Source organism: Kitasatospora sp. NPDC038210 (assembly GCF_055600605.1).
This window is the reverse complement of sequence record NZ_JBVJYK010000006.1, coordinates 423,476-443,315: the sequence shown is the minus strand read 5'-3', so window position 1 is coordinate 443,315 and position 19,840 is coordinate 423,476. Positions and strand designations below refer to the sequence as shown.

Below are 19,840 nucleotides of genomic sequence, written 5' to 3'. Positions count from 1 at the left end.
GCGGCTTTACCGTGCGCGTGCCTGCCGGAGTAGGCTGCGCCGGGGTGGTGACGCACCCGCTGAACGAGCACGGAGGGGTCCGGGAAACATGGGTCTGCGCGATGTCGCCGAACGGACGCCGGGGCTGCGCACCCTGCTGGGCGGGATGTACGGGCTCTACGGCCGCCGGGTCGAGGTCCACCTCGCGCGCACCCCGCACCACATCGGCGTGATCCTCGACGGCAACCGCCGCTGGGCCAAGGCCGCGGGCGGTTCCACCGCCTACGGGCACCAGCGCGGCGCCGACAAGATCACCGAGTTCCTCGGCTGGTGCGACGAGACCCACGTCAAGGTCGTCACCCTCTGGATGCTCTCCACCGACAACCTGGACCGCCCGGCCGACGAGCTGGTCCCGCTGCTCGGCATCATCGAGGACGCCGTCACCGGCCTTGCCGCCGCCCGCCGCTGGCGGGTCCACCCGGTCGGCGCGCTGGACCTGCTTCCGCAGCACACCGCCGACGTGCTCAAGCGCGCCGCCGACGAGACCGCCGACATCGACGGCATCACGGTCAACGTCGCGGTCGGCTACGGCGGCCGGCACGAGATCGCCGACGCCGTCCGCTCGCTGCTCCAGGAACAGGCCGGCCGCGGCACCTCGATCGAGGAGCTGGCCGAGATCCTGACCGTCGAGCACATCTCCGAGCACCTCTACACCCGCAACCAGCCCGACCCGGACCTGATCATCCGCACCTCGGGCGAGCAGCGGCTGTCCGGCTTCCTGCTCTGGCAGAGCGCGCACAGCGAGTTCTACTTCTGCGAGGCGTACTGGCCGGCCTTCCGCAAGGTCGACTTCCTGCGCGCCCTGCGCGCGTTCGAACAGCGCAACCGGCGCCTGGGGCTCTAGACCCGCCCCCGGGGCCCCTCCTGGTCGCGGGCCCGCGGCCCCGGCCGGCGGCCGCGCGGCGAAGTGACCGCCGTAGGGCTGGCCTACCCGGGTGCCGCGCGAGGCCAAACGTTCACCGGCAATGATCCGTCAGTTCTCCGGGGGCGCGAATGCACCGCCCCCCGCCTGGGAATACTCCAGTCAGTCCGGCCCCGAGGCCACCGGGGCAGCGAGGCCGGCTTGCCGCGGATGACGCAGGGTCATCCGCTCTGGAGGCCTAGTGGTCAGTTCCAAGAGCCGCCGGACACCAGACCGGCGCACGTACGTTCTCGACACCAGCGTGCTCCTGGCGGACCCGCTCGCCATGACCCGCTTCGACGAGCACGAGGTCGTCCTCCCGGTGGTGGTCGTCACCGAGCTGGAGGCCAAGCGGCACCACCCGGAGTTGGGCTACTTCGCCCGCCAGGCGCTGCGACTGCTCGACGACTACCGCATCCGCCACGGCCGGCTCGACGAGCCGATCCCGGTCGGCGAGCTCGGCGGCACCATCAGGGTCGAGCTCAACCACTCCGACGTGTCGATACTGCCGGTCGGCTACCGCGCCGGCGGCGGTGAGGCGGACACCCGGATCCTCGCGGTCGCCCGCAACCTGCAGGCCGAGGGCTACGACGTCACCGTCGTCTCCAAGGACCTGCCGCTGCGGATCAAGGCCAGCTCGGTGGGCCTGCTCGCCGAGGAGTACCGGGCCGAGCTGGCGATCACCTCCGGCTGGACGGGCATGTCCGAGCTGCACGTCCCGGCCGATCAGGTGGACGCGCTGTTCGCGGCCGGCCACGACGCCGGGGTGGACGTCGACGGTGTGGACGAACTGCCCGTCCACACCGGACTGGTGCTCACCTCGGAGCGCGGCCGCGCGCTCGGCCGGGTCACCGGCGACGGGCGGGTCCGGCTGGTGCGCGGGGAGCGCGAGGCGTTCGGGCTGCGCGGGCGCAGCGCCGAACAGCGGGTGGCGCTGGACCTCCTGCTCGATCCGGACATCGGCATCGTCTCGATGGGCGGCCGGGCCGGAACGGGCAAGTCGGCGCTGGCGCTGTGCGCGGGTCTGGAGGCGGTGCTGGAGCGGAGGCAGCACCGCAAGGTGATGGTCTTCCGGCCGCTGTACGCGGTCGGCGGCCAGGAGCTCGGCTACCTGCCGGGCTCCGAGGCGGAGAAGATGGGCCCCTGGGCGCAGGCGGTCTTCGACACCCTCTCCGCCGTCACCACGCCGGACGTGATCGAGGAGGTCATCTCCCGGGGGATGCTGGAGGTGCTGCCGCTGACCCACATCCGGGGGCGCTCGCTGCACGACGCCTTCGTGATCGTGGACGAGGCGCAGTCGCTGGAGCGGAACGTCCTGCTGACGGTGCTGTCCCGGATCGGCCAGGGCTCGCGGGTGGTGCTCACCCACGACGTGGCGCAGCGGGACAACCTCCGGGTGGGCCGGTACGACGGCGTGGTGGCGGTGGTGGAGAAGCTGAAGGGGCATCCGCTGTTCGCGCACATCACGCTCACGCGCTCGGAGCGTTCGCCGATCGCGGCGCTGGTCACGGAGATGCTGGAGGACATCAACCCGTGATCCGTCCCTGATCGGGACATAGTCGGACAATGCGGTCAATTCACGCACCGGGGCCCGCTCCTGACGGAGCGGGCCCCATCCGTTTCATCACATCGAGTGCTTTCCGTCCGGCGAACTCCGGGGCGGTGAATGTGACATGCGCCACGCGGGCGGGAATTGCGTCCGCGGTGCCCCGTGCGGCATGGTGAGGGTTCTGTCAGGCCCCGCGTACGGCGCGGCAGGGCTTCCGGACCCCGGGAGTCAGGCCCGGAAGGTCCGCCAACTCCGGTCGGTGGACGCACAATTGAACACCGATGAGCCGTACGCCGCCCGATTCCAACGCCCGGTCGCCTCACCTCGGCCGGACGCCGGGCCAGCACCTCCCGTGACCAGAGCACCGTGCGGAGGTCCGTGCCAAGGGGCATGTTGCGTCCGCACGGTCACGCGTGGGCGATGCTGGAAGGAATCCATGTGACTCGGATCTCGGTCCGGGGAGTTGCTGTGGCCTCCGCCACCGCCGTCACCGCTGTCGGTGCCGTCGTTGGTATGGCCTCGGGCAGCGAGGGCAAGACCACGCAGACGGTCGACGTCGCCGGCGCGACCCTGCTTGCCGAAGTCCCCTCTGGCGCCCAGGCGCAGACCATCAGTGACAACATCGGCCAGCAGGCATCCGCCCAGCAGGCCTCCGCCGACGCAGCTGCCAAGGCCGCCGCGGAGCAGAAGGCCGCCGAGGAGGCCGCGCGCCAGAAGGCCGCCGCGGACGCCCAGGCGAAGGCCGACGCCCAGGCCAAGGCCGACGCGGACAAGGCCGCCAAGGCTGCCGACGACGCCCGCAAGGCCGCCGCCGAGGCCGCCAACCGGTCGAAGGCCCGTTCGGCGATGACCGCCGTCGACGGCAGCACCAACACGCCCCCGGTCTCGGTCAGCCCCGGCTCGGTCCAGGACCTGGCCCGGCAGATCGTCGGCAACGACGCCCAGTTCCAGTGCTTCAGCCAGATCGTGAAGCGCGAGAGCGGCTGGGACTACACCGCGACCAACAAGAGCTCCGGCGCGTACGGCCTCGTCCAGGCGCTGCCCGGCTCGAAGATGGCCTCGGTCGGCGCCGACTGGCGCACCAACCCGGCCACCCAGATCCAGTGGGGCCTCAACTACATGAACAGCCGCTACGGCAGCCCCTGCGGCGCCTGGTCGTTCTGGCAGGCCCACAGCTGGTACTAGGAGCGGCTGCCGCTGCGGCGGCGCACTCCGTACGGCCCCGGCCGCTCGCCCTTCCCGGGCGGGCGGCCGGGGCCGTCGCCGTTCCTGGACCGGGGCGGTCGGCGGCCGGCAGCCGGAGTGCCGGCGGGAGAAGACGAACCGCGCCGCCCGGGCTGCGCTGACCAGTGCGCTCTCGGGCGGTGCGGTCCTGGATGCGGACGCGGGGCGCGGGGAGGGGTCCTGGTTGCTCCCCGCACCGGCCGGTCCGCCGGCGGTTGGCTCTCGATGCCCTCCGGAGCCGTGCGCTCCGGGGTCTCGTCCCGACTCCTCCCCAGCGAAGTGCATCCGAAACCACCGGGAACATGGCGATTTGCCCTGGTTTCCGGAGCGGGGCCGTCGAATCGAACTGACCGGCGGCCGGACTCGCCGCACCCTCGCCGGGTAGCGTCATCCCTGACGGCCGCGGCAGGACCCGCGGCGTACCGCCGGGCACGGCGGACCGGGCAGGGGAGCGGTGGTAGCGAGGATGGCGCGGGGCGGAAAGGCCTTCAAGGCCGTGGCCAAGGGCATGGCCGTGGTGGCGAGCGCGGCCGCCGTGATCGAACGGCGCAGACGCGCCGCGATGGCGGCCGACCCGCACGAACTCGCCGTACCCGTGCTCACGGAGGGTCACGCGCTCGTCGAGGGGCCCGTGCCGGCCGTCGAAGCGTCCGGCCCGGTGCCGGTCCCCGGGGCCGACCCCGCCCCGGCGCCGGCGGCGCCGGCGGGGGCGCCGGTCGTCGAGGCACCCGCACCCGTCGCACCGGCTCCGGCCGCGCCCGCCGAGCCGACCGCGCACGCCGGGCTCGGCCGCGAGTACCACCCCGGTCGGCCCGCCACCCCCGCCGAGGCGGTGCCCTGGGGACTGCGGGTGGCCGCCGAGTCGACCTGGCGACTGCTGCTGCTCGGCGCCGCGCTCTACGTCGTCTTCTACGTGGTCGACATGCTGCGGCTGGTCGCCTTCTCGGTGCTGGCCTCGCTGTTGATCGCCGCGCTGCTGGAGCCCTCGGTGTCCTGGCTGCGCCGGCACGGGGCGCCGCGCTCGCTGGCCGCCGGCGTGGTCTTCCTGAGCGGTCTGGCCGGGATCGGACTGGTCGGCTGGTTCGTGGTCTGGCAGGTGAGCACCAACCTGCCGGACGTCACCGCCCAGGTCAAGGACGGTGTCAACCAGCTGCGGGACTGGCTGATCACCGGGCCGCTGCACCTGACCCAGCAGCAGATCAAGGACTTCGCCGACCAGATCACCAAGGCGATCACCACCAACACCGATCAGCTCACCTCGGCCTCGATCACCGGCGCGCAGATCGCCGTCGAGGTGCTGACCGCGCTGCTGATGACCTTCTTCACCACCTTCTTCCTCCTCTACGACGGCGAGCGGATCTGGAACTGGGCGCTGCGCGGGCTGCCCCGGCACTCCCGCTTCGCGATGGCCGGCGCCGGCCCGAAGGCCTGGGCGACGCTCACCGCCTACGTGCGCGGCACCGTGTGCGTGGCCTTCATCGACGCGGTCTGCATCGGGATCGGCATCGACCTGCTGGGCGTCCCGCTGGCGATGCCGCTGGCCGTGATCATCTTCCTGGGCGCCTTCGTCCCGCTGGTCGGCGCACTGGTCACCGGCACCGTCGCGGTGCTGATCGCCCTGGTCACCCAGGGGCCGTGGACGGCGCTGATGGTGCTGGTGGTGCTGATCGCGGTGATGCAGGTCGAGAGCCACATCCTGCAGCCGCTGATCCTCGGCCGGGCCGTCCGGGTGCACCCGCTGGGCGTGGTCCTCGGTGTCGCGGCCGGCGGCATCATCGGCGGCATCGGCGGCGCGGTCGTCGCCGTCCCGCTGATCGCCGTCACCAACACCGTGATCACCCACCTCCGCCGTCGCAACGAGGCCGGCCAGGCCGTGTTCGTCGCCCTCGAAGCCGCCCGCGAGGCCGCCGAGCGCACCGCCGCCACCCACCCCACGGCCGCGGCCCAGCCGAACCGGGCGGCCCAGCCGAGCCCGGTCGCCCAGCCCGCCACGGACTGACCGGCCCGCGGACGGACGACCGCCGCGGTCTGACCGGCCCGGGCAGTCGCCCGGGTGCCGGAGGGTCGGCGCGGCGCGGGTGCACCGGGAAACGGCGACGGGCCCCCTCCCGGACGTGTGTCCGGGAGGGGGCCCGCTCGGGTGCCGGGTGCGTCAGGCGGTGACGTCGGCGAGGGCGGCCTCGGAGTCGAGGACGCCGGCCACGGCCTGCAGGACGGCGGCGATCTTCATCGAGGCCTGGATGACCTCACGCTCGACGCCGGCCTTGCGCAGGACGGCCTCGTGCGAGTCGAGGCACTGGCCGCAACCGTTGATGGCCGAGACGGCGAAGCACCAGAGCTCGAAGTCGACCTTCTCGACGCCCGGGGTGCCGATGATGTTCATCCGCAGACCGGCCCGCATCGTGCTGTACTCCTTGTCGGAGAGCAGGTGCAGCGTCCGGTAGTAGACGTTGTTCATCCCCATGATCGCGGCCGCGCCCTTGGCAGCGGTGTACGCCTCGGGGGAGAGGTTGGCCTTGGCCTCCGGCTCCAGCTCGCGCAGCAGACCGGCGCTGCGGCTGGCCATCGCGCAGGACAGCACGGTGCCCCAGAGCTGCTGGGCGGGGAGGTCGGAGTTGCCGATGACCGAGCCCAGGTTGAGCTTGAGGTCCTTGGCGTAGTCCGGGAGGGCGGCCTTCAGGTCGTCGAGAGCCATGGGTCAGCCCGCCAGCAGGGCCTGGGCGTCGAGGGTGTCCTCGCCCTTGTTCCAGTTGCACGGGCACAGCTCGTCGGTCTGCAGGGCGTCCAGCACTCGCAGGACCTCCTTGGGGTTACGGCCGACGGAGCCGGCGGTCACCATGACGAACTGGATCTCGTTGTTCGGGTCGACGATGAAGACGGCGCGCTGGGCGGTGCCGTCCTCGGCCTCGACGCCGCAGGCGCGCATCAGGTCGTGCTTGATGTCGGCCAGCATCGGGAAGGGCAGGTCGCGCAGGTCCTTGTGGTCCTTGCGCCAGGCGTGGTGCACGAACTCGGAGTCGCCGGAGACGCCGAGGACCTGGGCGTCACGGTCGGCGAACTCGTCGTTCAGCTTGCCGAACGCGGCGATCTCGGTCGGGCAGACGAAGGTGAAGTCCATCGGCCAGAAGAAGACGATCTTCCACTTGCCCTCGTAGGTCTTGTGGTTGATGTCAGCGAAGGCGCTCGCGGCGTCCAGGTCGACACAGGCCTTGAGGTCGAACTCGGGGAACTTGTCACCGATCGTCAGCACGTTCGCTTCTCCTGAAGTGAGATGAGGGGAGCTTTGTCCGGATTCCGGACACCCAGCACGATTCCACATCGTGGACTGATCAGGGAAATAGCTACACTGGATGTGTCTGATCGGAGATTGCTATCAGTACCGAATCCCCCACGTCGCGGCCGGGCTCCCGGCGGAGCGCCGCCGCCAAGGCCGACCCGACTGTGACGAGTGCCACGGTCCGCAGTCCGCGCACCCCGACCGTCGCCCAGCTGCGGGCCTTCGTCGCGGTGGCCGAGCACCGGCACTTCCGGGAGGCCGCGGCGGCGACCGGGACCAGCCAGCCGGCGTTGTCCGGCGCGGTCGCGGCACTGGAGGAGTCGCTGGGCGCGCAGCTGGTCGAGCGTACGACGCGCAGGGTGATCGTCACGCCGCTGGGGGAGCGGGTGCACCAGCACGCCCGTCGGGTGCTCGCCTCGCTGCAGGCGCTCACCGAGGAGGTCGAGGCCGCCCGCCGCCCGTTCACCGGGCCGTTGCACCTCGGCGTCATCCCGACCGTCGCGCCCTACCTGCTGCCCACCGTGCTGCGGCTGGTCCGCGACCGCTTCCCGGAGCTGGAGCCGCACGTCCACGAGGAGCGCACCCCCTCGCTGCTGGAGGGCCTGGCCTCGGGGCGCCTGGACGTCCTGCTGCTCGCGCTCCCGGCTGGCGGGGCCTCCCCGACCCTGGACATCCCGCTCTTCGACGAGGACTTCGTCCTGATCACGCCGACCGACCATCCGCTCGCCGGGCGGGTCGACGTCCCGCGCGACGTGCTGCTCGACCTGGACGTGCTGCTGCTGGAGGAGGGCCACTGCCTGCGCGACCAGGCGCTGGACATCTGCCGCGAGGTCGGCGCCGACCCGGCGGGCTCGACCACCCGTGCGGCCGGGCTGTCCACGCTGGTCCAGCTGGTCGCCGGCGGCCTCGGGGTGACCCTGCTGCCCGCCACCGCGCTGGACGTCGAGGCCGGGCGCACCGACCGGCTCGCCGCCGTCCGCTTCGCCGCCCCGGCGCCCGGCCGCCGCATCGGTCTGGCCGTCCGTCCGGGCTCGGCCCGCGGCGACGAGTACGAGCGCTTCGCGGCGGCGCTGCGCGAGGTGCTGGTCGAACTGCCGGTCCGGATCATCGGTTCCTGAGCGGAGGGGCCCGGACTCCCGGTTCCCGAGTCCCGGCCGGCCGTGGGTCCCTGACTGTCCGTGGATTCCCGGTCGGCCGTGAGCTGCCTGCCGGCCGTGGGGCCCCGAGCGGCCGCGAGCTCGCGGCCGGCCCGCGAGCTCCTAGAGGTCGGCGGGCGTGCCCAGGCAGAGCCCGACCGCGGTGGCCACCAGGACGTCCAGCGCCCGCAGGGTGTCCGGGCCGGGCTGCTCGCCGGGGGCGCGCAGCGACAGGTAACGGTCGGTCAGGCCGTGGAACCCGGTCAGGAAGTGGACGGCGATCTCGTCGGCGGGCGTGGCGAGTTGCAGGCCGTGCGCCGCGGCGAGCGCGGTGATCATCTCGGTTGCGGTGCCCTCGCTCTCCTGCTGGAGCCCCCGCATGATCTCCTGCAGGTCGGGGTCGCGCATCGCCAGCGCCGAGAACTCGGTGAGGAGTTGGCAGCGGCCGTCCGGGCCGGTCGAGCTCTCCCAGAGCGCGTGGACCAGCGTCCTGACCTGCTCGGTGAAGGAGCCGTCGCCGGGGTAGGCGTCGCGGACGTAGCCGATGAACTCGGCGGTCAGCTGCTCGATCACCGCCCGGTAGAGGTCCTTCTTGGTGCCGAAGGTGTAGTGCACCGTCGCCTGTGCCACGCCCAGTTCGGCCGCGATCGCGCGGGTGCTGCCGGCGGCGATCCCCTCCCGGGCCATCAGGTCGATGGCGGCCTGGACCAGCTGCGGGCGGCGTTCGGAGGCGGGGACATGTGCCATCCAGCCAGGGTATCGCCATGGTCGGCCAACTGTGTCAGGTGATTCGGTCGCATGCATCTGTCGACCGACTTTGTCACGCGACAAGGTTGCGCGTACGGTGGAGCGAGACCTGCCCTGACCGACTCCGAGGGACCACCCATGGCCACGTACCTGTACCGACTGGGCCGTTTCTGCTTCCGCCGAAGGCGTGCCGTCCTGGCCGTCTGGATCGCCGTGCTGATCGCGGTCGGCGGGGCCGCGGGGGCGTTCGCCGGCAAGACCAGCGACGAGTTCAAGGTGCCCGGCACCGAAGCGCAGACGACGCTGGACCGGATCAAGGAGACCTTCCCGGCGCAGGGTCACGCATCCGCTCAGGTCGTCTTCGCCGCCCCCGCGCCCGGCGGTGCCACCGCGCCCGAGGCGGCCGCGGCGGTCGGCGCGGCCGTCGACCGGATCGCCCACGTGCCCGGTGTGGCTGCGGTGCCCGACCCGTACGCGACCGGCGCCGTCTCGCCCGACGGCCGGGTGACGATCGCCCTGGTCTCCTTCGACCACAAGCTCGCCGACGTCACCGACCAGCAGCGCGACGCGGTCCGGGCGGCGGCCGAACCGGCCCGCGCGGCCGGGCTGGACGTGGCCTTCGGCGGCGACGCGTACAACAAGTTCGCCCAGATCGAGGGCGGCTCCGAGTCGATCGGCCTGGTGGTGGCCGGGGTGGTGCTGGTGATCACCCTGGGCACGCTGGTCGCGGCCGGACTGCCGCTGCTGACCGCGCTGGTCGGTGTCGCCGTGGCGATGGCCGGACTGCTGGCGCTCACCGGCTCGTTCCAGATCATCACCACCGCACCGGTGCTGGCCCTGATGGTCGGCCTCGCGGTCGGCATCGACTACGCGCTGTTCATCCTGTTCCGTCACCGGCGCCACCTGGACGAGGGACTGGAGCCGGAGGAGGCCGCCGCCCGTGCCACCGCGACCGCCGGAAGCGCCGTCGTCTTCGCCGGCCTGACCGTGGTCGTCGCGCTCGCCGGGCTCGCCGTCGCGGGCGTCCCGTTCCTCACCGTGATGGGCCTGGCCGCCTCCGGCGCCGTCGTGGTGGCCGTCCTGGTCGCGATCACGCTGCTGCCCGCGGTGCTGGGCTTCGTCGGCCGCGCCGTCGACCGGCTGCCGGTCTGGAAGCGGGCCCTGCGCACCTCCGGCAGGACCACCGTGGGCGAGCGCTGGGCCCGCTTCGTGGTCCGCCGGCCGCTGCCCGTCCTGCTCGTGGGCCTGGCCGGGCTGGGCGTCATGGCGGTGCCCGCGGCGAGTCTGGACCTCGGCCTGCCGGGCGGCGGCTCGCAGGCCGTCGGGACGGACGCGCGCAAGGCGTACGACCTGGTCAGCGACAGCTTCGGGCCCGGCTTCAACGCGCCCCTGGTGGTGGTCGTGGACGCCCAGGGCGCGCCGCACCCCGAGCAGGCGGTGCAGGGCGTGGCGGGCAGGCTGCAGAGCCTGGAGGGCGTCCGGACGCTGCTGCCGCCGCAGGTCGAGCCGAGCGGCCGGACCGCGCTGGTGCCCGTCATCCCGCGGACCGGACCGGACGACGAGGGCACCAAGGCGCTGGTCGACGAGATCCGCGGGCAGCGCGCCGAGCTGAAGTCCGCCACCGGCGCGGACATCGCCGTCACCGGCACCGCCGCCGCCAACATCGACGTCTCCACCAAGCTCGGCCAGGCCCTGCCCCCGTTCGTCGCCGTGATCGTCGGCATCGCGCTGGTGCTGCTCGCGCTGGCGTTCCGCTCGGTGCTCGTGCCGCTCAAGGCGGTGCTCGGCTTCCTGCTCAGCATCGGCGCCTCGCTCGGTGCGGTGGTCGCGGTCTACCAGTGGGGCTGGCTGGACGGCGTGATCGACGTGCCGAAGGTCGGCCCGGTGGTCAGCTTCGTGCCGATCCTGCTGATCGGGGTGCTGTTCGGGCTGGCGATGGACTACGAGCTGTTCCTGGTCTCCGGGATGAAGGAGCAGCACGTCCACGGCAAGGCGCCGCGCGAGGCGGTCGTGGGCGGGGTCAAGGGCGGTGCCCGGGTGGTGACGGCGGCCGCGCTGATCATGATCTCGGTCTTCGGGGCCTTCGTCTTCGGCCACGACCCGATCGTCCAGCCGATCGGGTTCGCCCTCGCGACGGGCGTGCTGGTGGACGCCTTCGTGGTGCGGATGGCGCTGGTGCCGGCCGCGATGGCGCTGTTCGGCCGGGCCGCCTGGTGGTTCCCGAAGCCGCTGGAGAAGGTCGTGCCGAGGGTGGACATGGAGGGCGAGCAGCTGATCGCGCGGCTGCAGGAGCAGCCGGCGAAGGAGCCGGTCGGGGTCTGAACACCCCGGTCGAGGGCGCCCGGGAGGCGCCCGGGAGGTGTCCGAGCGGCGCCCGGTGGGATCACTTCCGCCGGGCGCCGGCGCGTGTCCCGTCGGGCACGGCCGTCGGGCGGCCTACGGCTGCGGCAGCCGCTGCTCGAACCAGACCACCTTGCCGGTGCCCAGCCGGGTCGCGCCCCAGCGGTCCGCGCACCTCGCCACTATCTGCAGCCCGCGCCCGCGCTCGTCCTCCGGGCCGGCCCGGCGCGGGCGCGGCAGCAGCGGGCTGTCGTCGCCGACCTCGCAGCGCAGCCGGGTGGTGCGCACCAGGCTCAGGGTGATCGGCCGGGTCGCGTGCTGGACGGCGTTGGTCACCAGCTCGCTGACCATCAGCGCGGTCGCCTCGCTGAGTTCGTCCAGCCCCCAGCGGCGCAGGGTGTGCGCGGCAAGTCGGCGCGCCCGGCCGGGCGTCTCGTTGCGCGGCTGCAGGTACCAGTGCGCGACGTCCCCGGCCGGGATGCCGTCGAAGCAGGCGCCGAGCAGGGCGATGTCGTCCCCGCGGTCGCCGGGCGGCAGGATCCGCAGCGCCTCCATGCACAGCTGCTCGGGGGACTGCCAGCGGGCGGCGGCGATCCGGGCGCGCAGCACCTCCAGGCCGTCGCTGATCGGGCGGGTGCGGGTCTCCACCAGGCCGTCGGTGAACAGCAGCAGCGCCGAGCCGGGCGGCGCGGGCAGCTCCACCGAGTTGAAGTCCACCCCGCCGACCCCGATCGGCGCCCCGGAGTCCAGTTCCACCAGCTCGGCCGACCCGTCCGGGCGGACCAGCACCGGCGGGACGTGCCCGGCGTTGGCCAGCACCACCCGGTTGGCGATCGGGTCGTAGACCGCGTACACGCAGGTGGCCAGGTGCTGTTCGCGGCCGAGCCGCTGGGCCTGCTCGTCCAGGTGGTAGAGCACCTCGTGCGGCGGCAGGTCGAGGGCGGCCAAGGTCTGCGCGCTGGTGCGCAGTTGGCCCATGATGGCGGCCGAGGTGAGCGAGTGGCCCATCACGTCGCCGACGATCAGGGCGACCCGGTTCCCGGGCAGCGGCACGGCGTCGTACCAGTCGCCGCCGACCTGCGCGCCGCGCTCGCCGGGCAGGTAGCGCTGGGCGATCCGGACCCCGTGCGGCTGCGGCAGGCGCAACGGCAGCATGCTGCGCTGGAGTTCGTTGGCTATCTCCCACTCGCGGGCGTACCGCAGGGCGGTGTCCACGGCCAGCCCGGCCTGGGTGGCGAGGTGCGCCGCGGTCGCGGTGTCCGCGGCGTCGAAGACCGGGCGGCCGGTGCGTTCGGGAGGGCGGCGGATCAGCACCAGCAGTCCGAGGACGGCCTTGCGGCCGCGCAGCGGCAGGGCGACCACGGAGGTGCCCGCGGCCAGCCGCGCCACCCCGCGGGTGCCGTACAGCTCGCGCAGCAGCACCTCGGTGCGCTCGGCGCCGGGCGTGCCGAGGACGGCCGCTTCGGCGGGGCGACGGCTCAGCAGGGCGTGCGCGAGCGCCCCGCCGCGGGTCACCGGGGTGGCCGGGCCGCTGTCGGCCGTCGAGCGGGCGCCGTAGCGGGAGCGGCGCCGGTCGTCGAAGCCGCCCGGGCGGCCGCGGCGGCCGATCCGGGTGCCGGTGCTGTGGTGGATCCGCAGCTCCTCCGGGAAGCCGGGCTCGCGTTCGACGTTGGGCAGCGGGTCGCGGAGGTGGACCACGGCGGCGTCGGCCAGGGTCGGGACCAGCACCCGGCCGATGTTGCGCAGCGTCGCGGCCAGGTCGAGGGCGCTGTTGATCCGCCGGGTCGCCGAGTCGAGGTACGCGAGGCGGTCCGCCACGTCGGCGCGCTCCGGCCGCGCGGCCGGCGTCCTCGTCGGGGCCTGCGCCCGGGCCGGGACCTGGCGGCGCTGGCCCGGGACGGCGGGCGGCTGCTCCGCCTCGGTCTTGAGCTGGTCGCGCACGGCTGCCTGTCCTGGATTCTGTGTGGTCGGTGGGTTTTCCGTGGGTGGGTGTTCCGGTCGATCGGTCGGTCAGCCGACGCGTCGACAGCACAGGAACAGCTGTTCCTCCGGCGGCAGCGAGGTACTGGCCGGCGCGTACGGATGCCCCGAACACTCCTCGACGGCGAAGCCGGCCGCGACCAGAACCCGCTCCAGATCCTCCCTCAGATACCCACTGATCCGCAGCTCTCTGCCAAGGAACGGAAGTGGAACGTGATCCAGGTCCGCCTCGACCATACCGAGCGCCAGCAGTCCGCCCGGCCGCAGGAGTTCGCGCAGGCGTCGGAGAACGGTGGGGATCTCGTCCTGCGGCAGCAGGATCAGCGAGAAGAAGGCGGTGACGGCGGCGAAGGCGCCGTGGCCGTCGGGGCCGAGCCCGGGGACGTTCCAGACCCGGTCGGCGCGCGCGGTGGCCAGATCGTACAGGTCGATCCGATGGAACACCGGCGGGAACGAGCCGGGGAACGCCGCCCGCCGGGCCAGGGAGAGCATCACGTCGGAGAGGTCCACGCCGGTCACCCGCAGCCCGGCCCCGGTCAGCTGGCGGACGGTCGGCTCGCCGGTGCCGCAGCCCACGTCCAGGACCCGGGCGCCGGGTTCGAGCTCGGCGAGCAGCCGCCGGCCGCAGGCCAGCTGCCCGTCCTTGGCGGGGAACGCATCGCCGTACCCCGCGCCGATGGTGTCGAAGGCGACCGCCTGCAGGGCCCGGGCCGCGCGGCGCCGTCGTACCTCGGGTTCGTCGTCCCCCGCGTCCTCGCCGACGGGGAACGCGTCCGATATCTGTCCGGTCGTCACGTTGAGAGGCACCCTTCCACCCGTGGCCTCCGGTCGGCTCCTCTGCGGCCCCGCGGGCCGCTGCCGGTGGCGGTGTGTCACGCTCCCCGCAGCACAGAGACGACTGCACCCAGACCCGCTCTGCGGCAGACACTCGTGTGCGTACTGGCATCTGAGAATATGCGTGATCACTGCGTCGTGGGGTCCCTTTCCGGCCAACTCGTCGCGCTTGGGTCGATGTGGCCGGGGTTGCGGAAGCACGACGGTGCGGGCAGGGGTGGTGTGCCGGACCCCGCACGCCGTAGGGCGCGCCGGGGTTGGCACCTCTGACCTGCGGTTTCTCCGGTCCGCAGGCAGACTGTCGGTCGTTTATCGAACGTCAATCGGTCCGGTGCACAGTGGAGTCCAGCGCCGGGGAAGCGTTGAGGGCGCTCCCGCAGCCGGGGGGCTGCGGGAGCGCCGACGCGCGGATCGGGGGAGGTTCTCCGTGGGGAGCGGAGGCCTTACGGCGCGGGGGGAGAGAAGGGCTCGGTGTGCTGCTGGGCGATGAGGTCCGCCACGGGGGAGGCCTCCGGCACACCGAGCCGCGTGAAGATCGCGTGCGCCTCCCGGAGGCACGCGAGCCCGCGAGCGGGCTGGGCGAGGGCGAGCAACGCCTCGCCCAGCGCGGCGTTGGCCAGGCCCTGGCAGTAGGCGGAGTCCATCTCCTGGCCGATCGCGAGCGACTCGCCGGCCGCCTCGGCGGCGTCGGCGTGCTGCCCGGCGGCGAGCAGGGCGGAGGCGAGGCGGGCCAGGGTGTAGCCCTCCCAGAGGGGGTTCTGGTGGGACTGGAACAGCTGGTGCGCCTCGCGCAGGTACTCGACGGCTGCTCCCGGCTCATTGGTGGAGGAGAGCACCACGCCCGTTTGGTAGAGGGTGTCGGCGAGGCACGGGCCGTTCCTCGACGTCCGGGCCGTCGTGACCGCTTCGATGACCGAGCGCACCGCCGTCTCGGTGTCGCCCAGTCTCAGTTGCGCCCGGGCCATGTTGCCGAGCAGCCGGGCCTCGTTGATCGGGACGCGCACCACCCGGCTGATGGCGAGGGCCTGCTCGAAGAACGAGATGGCCTCGGCGGGGCGGTTCGTCAGGCTGAGGATGATGCCCAGATCGTTCGTCGTCGCCGACCGCAGAATGGTCATCTCCTCGGCACCCTGAAGGCTCAGGCTGTTCCGGAGCGACCGTTCGGCGCCCTGGAAGTCATTGGTGATCGACTGGAGCGTCCCGAAGGCGAAGTGCACCCGGGCGAGCGCGGCGGAGTCCCCGGAGGCAGCGGCATTCTGTTCGGCGGTCTCCAGGGAGCGGCGCACGCGGGAGCCGTGGGTCGGATCCCCGACCAGGCTGTTCAGGACGATCAGCAGGTCGACGGCCGGTCGCAGGACGAAGCCCGGCCCTCGGACGGCCGCCTCGACCGTGCTGAGCAGGAAGGTGATCTCGGTCCGGAGCCACTGCCGCGCGTCCTGGCTCGTCGGCAGGTCCAGGCCTGATGAACTCAACGGATTGAGCGGTTCCGGGAGCCGGTCGTCGGGCTCGATGACCTGGGCCGCGTTGCGGACGGTCGGAACGAGCAGGTCGAGCAGCCGCAGCACCGCCCGTTCCTGCTCCGCGGCGTCCCCGATCCGCTCGTTCTGCCGCTGGGCGTACAGCCGGAGCAGGTCGTGGTAGCGGTAGCGGCCCGGGGTGAAGCACTCCAGCATGTTCGCCTCGACCAGCGCCTCCGCGAGGTCTTCGGCGGTGTACTCGTCCACGCCGAGCAGCGCCGCGGCGGCCGCCAGCGGGATGTCGGGGGAGTCGATCAGGGCGAGGAGTCGAAAGGCGCGGGCCTCGTCGGTGGACAGCTGTCCGTAGCCGAGCCCGATGGTGGTCTCCACGGCGAGGTTGCCGAGTTGGAGTTCGTCCAGCCGCCGGCGCTGGTCCGCTAACCGGCGGGCCAGGTCGGAGACGCTCCAGCGCGGTCGGCTGGCCAGCCGGGCGGCGGCGATGCGGACGGCGAGCGGCAGGAAGCCGCAGGCCGCGACCACCTTCATGGCCGCTTCCGGCTCGGCGGCGACCCGCTGCTCGCCGACGATGGCCGAGAAGAGCGCCAGCGCCTCGTCCGGGGTCAGCTCCTCCACGTCGAACAGCTGGGCGCCCGGGATACCGGCCAGCCGGGAGCGACTGGTGGCGAGTACGGCGCAGCCGGAGACGCCGGGGATCAGCGGTCGGATCTGGTCGGCGTCCCGCGCGTTGTCGAGCAGGATGAGCATCCGCCGGTTGGCGAGCAGCGAGCGGTAGAGGGCGGCGCGCTGTTCGAGCGAGTCGGGGTTCTCGGTGACACCGAGCGCGTGCAGGAAGTCGCCGAGGACGACGACCGGGTCGGCGGGCGAGGCGCCGGCCCCGCGCAGGTCGACGTACAGCTGGCCGTCCGGGAACTCGGCGCGGACGCGGTGGGCGACGTGCACCGCGAGGGTGGTCTTCCCGACGCCGCCGATTCCGGCCAGGGAGGTGACCACCACGGCCTGGCCGGTGGCGTTCATCAGGACGGTGGAGAGGTCGCCCACCAGTTCCGTTCGACCGCTGAAGTCCGAGACGTCAGCGGGCAGTTGGGCCGGAGCCGGCGGAGCGGCCGGACCCTCCTCGCGGGGCGCGGGGGCGGGTGCGGCCGGAAGGACGAGATCGGGATCGGCCGCCAGGATGCGGGTGTGGATCGCGGACAGGCCCGCACCCGGCTCGACCCCGAGCTCCTCGATCAGCAGCTTGCGGGTGTCGGTGTAGACGCCGAGCGCCTCGGCCTGGCGCCCGCAGCGGTACAGCGCCAGCATCAGCAGCTCGCGCAGCCGTTCGCGCAGCGGGTGTTCGGCCGTCAGGGTGTTGAGCTCGCCGACGACCTCCGCGTGCAGGCCGATGTCGAGGGCGACGGTGCACAGCTCCTCCGAGGCCGCCACCTGGCGTTCTCCCAGTCGCAGCCGCTGGGCGTCGGCGTAGGGGCCCGGAATGCCGGTGAGGGGTCGACCGCTGAACAGGGCCAGCGCCTGCGTCAGCAACTGGTGCGCTTCGTGCTTGTCGCCCGTCGTGCGGGCGGCCGAGGCCTCGGAGGAGAGCCGCTCGAAGACCGTCAGGTCGAGCGCCTCGCCCGGGACGCGCAGCGCGTAGCCGTCGGCGACCGAGACCAGGAGTTCGGCGGGGCGGCGCACCTCCCGCCGGGGCTCGATGACGGAGCGCAGGCGGGAGATGTAGGTGCGGAGCGCCGCCACGGCCTGGGCCGGAGGCCGGTCGCCCCAGAGGGAGTCGACCAGGTCTTGCGTGGTGACCGGGCGGCCGGAGTGCAGCAGAAGGGTGGTCAGAACCGCCTGCTGCTGGGGGGAGCCGAGGGAGAGGGGCTTTCCGTCGAGCCAGGCCTGAACCGGACCGAGGACTTGGAAGCGCAGCGCAGGGCCCTGCGGCGTCTCCCGAAACTCCATGAAGTCCCCCGATGGCCTGTGGTGTCGATTCCGTGAAAGGGCGCTCGGCGGTCCGCCGCGGTGCTTCAGCTTAGGCGGGCGCCTGACTCTGCCGGACGGCGCCGCAAGTCGCACGATGTTTATCGGACATTTAATCAACCCTACGATACTGTCCCGGCGCCCGCGCCACGGAGGTCGGGCTGGACACAATTGATGACCGAAAGGCGGCCGCCCAATGGCCAACGACCAGAGCGAGACCCCGGTGGCGTCGACGCCCGAGAACGAGGCGAAGACCGACGCCCCGGCAGCCGCTGTGGAGGCGGGCAAGGCTGTCGAGGGCGCGGTGGCCGCGTCCTCGAACCCGACCGAGTACACCGCGCCGACGGACGCGCAGAAGAACGCGATCGAGAACGACTTCTTCGGTGACGAGGCCGACCACGTGGTGGAGCCCACCACGCCGGCCACCGACAAGTCGGGCGAGGTCTACGAGCCGGAGGGCATGATCTCCGGCCACCCGTAACCCGCGCGGTCCGAGTGCCCCCGTGCCCCCGTCCGGGCGCGGGGGCGCTGTCGGTTATGTGCACGCCAGTTCGTGCGCCGGTGCGCCGGTGGCCGATTCCCGTTCCCGGTGCACGCATGGTGACCGGTGTCATCCGTAACGTGCCCGGCGGTGTGCGCGGGCGTTCCGGAATTCCGGATTCACCGGTGGGATAGCAGGGTCCGGAATGTAACTGTTCGCGGGGATTTCGCCGGAATTACCGGAGGCGAAGTCATTCAGCCGAATCGAGGGGCCCGGGAACGGGCGAGACGTGGTGCGGTTCGGCGGCCCATTCGAGGCCGCCGCCCTCGGGGCGCAGGTAGTGCTCGCCGCCGATGGTGTCCATGTAGATGCCGGTGCGTCCGGTCCTCCGGTCGAGGACGAGTTCACCCACGTGCGGTCGGTAGGCCGGGGCGTTGCGCTGTCGGATGCTCACCGCTGTGCTCCTCGCTCGGTAGGCGACTGGCCAGCATCTCTAGAGAAGCTAATATCTCTAGAGATGTCAACGGTCGTATCGGCTTACTAGCGGCCGCGGGCGCGCCTACGATTTGTCCGAGGCAGAGGGAGCGGCGATGACCGGCAGCAGTGGCGACAAGCAGCCCAAGTACCAGCGGATCGCCGACGCGCTGAAGGCGGCCATCGACACCGGCCGGTACCGCGCGGGCGACCGCCTGCCCGGCGAGAACGACCTCATGGACGAGTACGGCGTGGCCCGGATGACCGCCCGCCAGGCACTGGGCGTGCTGCAGAGCGAGGGCATCGCCGAGGCGCGCCGCGGCGCCGGGGTGTTCGTGCGGGACTTCCGGCCGCTGCGCCGGCGCGGCATCCAGCGGCTGGCGCAGGGGCAGTGGGGGTCCGGCCGGTCGATATGGTCGGCCGACATCGACAACCGCAGCCTGGTGGTCGACCAGGTGTCCGTCACCGAGCGGGGCGCACCCGAGCACGTCTCCCGGGTGCTCGGCGTGGACCCGGGCGCCGCGATGTGCGTACGGAACCGCCGCTTCGTGCTGGACGGCAAGCCGGTGCTGCTCTCCACCTCCTACCTGCCCGCCGGTCTGGTCGCCGGTACCGCGATCACCCGCGAGGACACCGGCCCCGGCGGCACCTACGCCCGGCTGGCCGAGATCGGCGCCAAGCCCGTGCACTTCCGCGAGGAGGTCCGCTCCCGGATGCCCAGCGGGGAGGAGTCCACCCGCCTGGAGCTGTCCGCCGGCACCCCGGTGATCCTGATCTGCCGCACCGCCTTCGCCGACGAGGGCCAGGTGGTCGAGCTCAACGAGATGATCCTGGACGCCGCCTCCTACGTCCTGGAGTACGACTTCGACGCGTGAGCGCCTGCCGCCCGGCTGCTGCTACTGGTAGTGGTAGCGGGCCTTGAGGACCTTCACTTCCTTCTCGTCGGCCCGGTACACCAGTCGGTGCTCGTCATCGATCCGGCGGGACCAGTAGCCGGCCAGGTCGCCCTTCAGCGGTTCGGGCTTCCCGGTGCCACCGAACGGGTCGCGCTGGATCTCGCCGATGAGGCGGGTGATCCGCTGGGCCATCTTCCGGTTCGACGCCAGCCGGAACAGGAAGTCCTCCCAGGCGTCCGGGTCGAAGTGGACGCTCCTCACACCTCGCCCGCCAGGGATTCCAGCTCCTCCATGGTCCGGCTGACGCCGGCCTGACCGGCCCGATCGCGGGCGACGGCCGCCATGAGCCGCTGGGCGTTGGCAGGTGAGCGGCAGGAGGTGGATCGTCTCCTGCCACGAGTCGTAGTCCTCTGCGTACCGTGTCCCCGTACCGTGATGGTACGAGTCCTCCGTACCACGTGCCACGAGAAGACCGCCCCGGTCGCAGGGCGGCCGGGGCGGTCTGGGGGCGTGCGGGGTCATTCCCCG

At 72.6% G+C, this 19,840-nt stretch carries 16 protein-coding genes and 1 pseudogene; 8 read left to right on the top strand and 9 right to left on the bottom strand.

Annotated features, from left to right (window positions below):
• Positions 1 to 88 precede the first annotated feature (88 nt).
• From ACZ7KX_RS16025 to ACZ7KX_RS16010, 4 genes are all read left to right on the top strand, one after another.
• A complete protein-coding gene (locus ACZ7KX_RS16025; protein ID WP_350522209.1) occupies positions 89 to 883 on the top strand; it encodes an isoprenyl transferase in 795 nt (264 codons plus the stop codon).
• A 259-nt stretch (positions 884 to 1,142) separates the two neighbouring features.
• Entirely contained in the window at positions 1,143 to 2,477 is a 1,335-nt protein-coding gene (locus ACZ7KX_RS16020; protein WP_350522208.1) for a PhoH family protein, read from the top strand.
• Between the two features lie 450 nt (positions 2,478 to 2,927).
• The gene (locus ACZ7KX_RS16015; RefSeq protein ID WP_470326932.1) at positions 2,928 to 3,674 is read left to right on the top strand and encodes an aggregation-promoting factor C-terminal-like domain-containing protein; all 747 of its coding nucleotides are present in this window, start codon (positions 2,928 to 2,930) and stop codon (positions 3,672 to 3,674) included.
• 505 nt (positions 3,675 to 4,179) lie between these two features.
• Complete coding sequence (locus tag ACZ7KX_RS16010) at positions 4,180 to 5,712, top strand: AI-2E family transporter (protein ID WP_470326931.1); 1,533 nt, start codon at positions 4,180 to 4,182, stop codon at positions 5,710 to 5,712.
• 153 nt (positions 5,713 to 5,865) lie between these two features.
• Here ACZ7KX_RS16010 and ACZ7KX_RS16005 read toward each other — a convergent pair whose 3' ends face one another.
• Both ACZ7KX_RS16005 and ACZ7KX_RS16000 read right to left on the bottom strand, forming a co-directional pair.
• Complete coding sequence (locus ACZ7KX_RS16005; protein WP_350522205.1) at positions 5,866 to 6,408, bottom strand: alkyl hydroperoxide reductase; 543 nt, start codon at positions 6,406 to 6,408, stop codon at positions 5,866 to 5,868.
• A gap of 3 nt (positions 6,409 to 6,411) precedes the next feature.
• Positions 6,412 to 6,963 (bottom strand): peroxiredoxin, encoded by a 552-nt coding sequence (locus tag ACZ7KX_RS16000; protein ID WP_350522204.1) that lies wholly within the window; start codon positions 6,961 to 6,963, stop codon positions 6,412 to 6,414.
• A gap of 191 nt (positions 6,964 to 7,154) precedes the next feature.
• Between ACZ7KX_RS16000 and ACZ7KX_RS15995 the strand changes: the two genes are divergently transcribed.
• Entirely contained in the window at positions 7,155 to 8,108 is a 954-nt protein-coding gene (locus tag ACZ7KX_RS15995) for a LysR substrate-binding domain-containing protein (protein WP_470326930.1), read from the top strand.
• A gap of 141 nt (positions 8,109 to 8,249) precedes the next feature.
• Here ACZ7KX_RS15995 and ACZ7KX_RS15990 read toward each other — a convergent pair whose 3' ends face one another.
• The gene (locus ACZ7KX_RS15990) at positions 8,250 to 8,873 is read right to left on the bottom strand and encodes a TetR/AcrR family transcriptional regulator (RefSeq protein ID WP_470326929.1); all 624 of its coding nucleotides are present in this window, start codon (positions 8,871 to 8,873) and stop codon (positions 8,250 to 8,252) included.
• A gap of 138 nt (positions 8,874 to 9,011) precedes the next feature.
• Here ACZ7KX_RS15990 and ACZ7KX_RS15985 point away from each other — a divergent pair, with 138 nt between their 5' ends.
• Positions 9,012 to 11,195: an MMPL family transporter gene (locus ACZ7KX_RS15985; RefSeq protein WP_470326928.1), complete on the top strand. Its 2,184-nt coding sequence runs from the start codon at positions 9,012 to 9,014 to the stop codon at positions 11,193 to 11,195.
• A gap of 114 nt (positions 11,196 to 11,309) precedes the next feature.
• Here the strand turns inward: ACZ7KX_RS15985 and ACZ7KX_RS15980 are convergent, their stop codons facing one another.
• From ACZ7KX_RS15980 to ACZ7KX_RS15970, 3 genes are all read right to left on the bottom strand, one after another.
• Entirely contained in the window at positions 11,310 to 13,154 is a 1,845-nt protein-coding gene (locus ACZ7KX_RS15980) for an ATP-binding SpoIIE family protein phosphatase (protein ID WP_470326927.1), read from the bottom strand.
• Between the two features lie 69 nt (positions 13,155 to 13,223).
• Positions 13,224 to 13,895, bottom strand: coding sequence for a class I SAM-dependent methyltransferase (locus ACZ7KX_RS15975; protein ID WP_470326978.1), 672 nt, complete (start codon positions 13,893 to 13,895; stop codon positions 13,224 to 13,226).
• Between the two features lie 575 nt (positions 13,896 to 14,470).
• Positions 14,471 to 17,443 carry an AfsR/SARP family transcriptional regulator gene (locus ACZ7KX_RS15970; protein ID WP_470326926.1) on the bottom strand — a complete coding sequence of 991 codons (2,973 nt, stop codon included), beginning with the start codon at positions 17,441 to 17,443 and terminating at the stop codon, positions 14,471 to 14,473.
• A gap of 214 nt (positions 17,444 to 17,657) precedes the next feature.
• Here ACZ7KX_RS15970 and ACZ7KX_RS15965 point away from each other — a divergent pair, with 214 nt between their 5' ends.
• A complete protein-coding gene (locus ACZ7KX_RS15965; RefSeq protein WP_470326925.1) occupies positions 17,658 to 17,942 on the top strand; it encodes a hypothetical protein in 285 nt (94 codons plus the stop codon).
• 250 nt (positions 17,943 to 18,192) lie between these two features.
• On the opposite strand, the gene ACZ7KX_RS15960 is transcribed toward ACZ7KX_RS15965, so the two are convergent.
• On the bottom strand, positions 18,193 to 18,396 hold the full coding sequence (locus tag ACZ7KX_RS15960) for a hypothetical protein (RefSeq protein WP_350522197.1): 204 nt from the start codon (positions 18,394 to 18,396) through the stop codon (positions 18,193 to 18,195).
• 136 nt (positions 18,397 to 18,532) lie between these two features.
• On the opposite strand from ACZ7KX_RS15960, the gene ACZ7KX_RS15955 reads away from it, so the two are divergent.
• A complete protein-coding gene (locus ACZ7KX_RS15955) occupies positions 18,533 to 19,291 on the top strand; it encodes a GntR family transcriptional regulator (protein ID WP_350522196.1) in 759 nt (252 codons plus the stop codon).
• Positions 19,292 to 19,312: 21 nt separating this feature from the next.
• Here the strand turns inward: ACZ7KX_RS15955 and ACZ7KX_RS15950 are convergent, their stop codons facing one another.
• Positions 19,313 to 19,573 carry a Txe/YoeB family addiction module toxin gene (locus ACZ7KX_RS15950; RefSeq protein ID WP_470326924.1) on the bottom strand — a complete coding sequence of 87 codons (261 nt, stop codon included), beginning with the start codon at positions 19,571 to 19,573 and terminating at the stop codon, positions 19,313 to 19,315.
• Positions 19,570 to 19,726: pseudogene (locus tag ACZ7KX_RS15945) on the bottom strand (type II toxin-antitoxin system Phd/YefM family antitoxin); the annotation flags it as partial. The gene ACZ7KX_RS15950 and the pseudogene ACZ7KX_RS15945, both read right to left, overlap by 4 nt.
• Between the last annotated feature and the right edge of the window lie 114 nt (positions 19,727 to 19,840).

What these genes read in the sequence shown, in the direction of transcription:
- ACZ7KX_RS15985 (WP_470326928.1), top strand. Translation starts at nt 9,012, where the DNA reads ATGGCCACGTACCTGTACCGACTGGGCCGTTTCTGCTTCCGCCGAAGG.
- ACZ7KX_RS16005 (WP_350522205.1), bottom strand. Translation starts at nt 6,408, where the DNA reads ATGGCTCTCGACGACCTGAAGGCCGCCCTCCCGGACTACGCCAAGGAC.
- ACZ7KX_RS15990 (WP_470326929.1), bottom strand. Translation starts at nt 8,873, where the DNA reads ATGGCACATGTCCCCGCCTCCGAACGCCGCCCGCAGCTGGTCCAGGCC.
- ACZ7KX_RS16025 (WP_350522209.1), top strand. Translation starts at nt 89, where the DNA reads ATGGGTCTGCGCGATGTCGCCGAACGGACGCCGGGGCTGCGCACCCTG.
- ACZ7KX_RS16010 (WP_470326931.1), top strand. Translation starts at nt 4,180, where the DNA reads ATGGCGCGGGGCGGAAAGGCCTTCAAGGCCGTGGCCAAGGGCATGGCC.
- ACZ7KX_RS15970 (WP_470326926.1), bottom strand. Translation starts at nt 17,443, where the DNA reads ATGGAGTTTCGGGAGACGCCGCAGGGCCCTGCGCTGCGCTTCCAAGTC.
- ACZ7KX_RS15955 (WP_350522196.1), top strand. Translation starts at nt 18,533, where the DNA reads ATGACCGGCAGCAGTGGCGACAAGCAGCCCAAGTACCAGCGGATCGCC.
- ACZ7KX_RS15965 (WP_470326925.1), top strand. Translation starts at nt 17,658, where the DNA reads ATGGCCAACGACCAGAGCGAGACCCCGGTGGCGTCGACGCCCGAGAAC.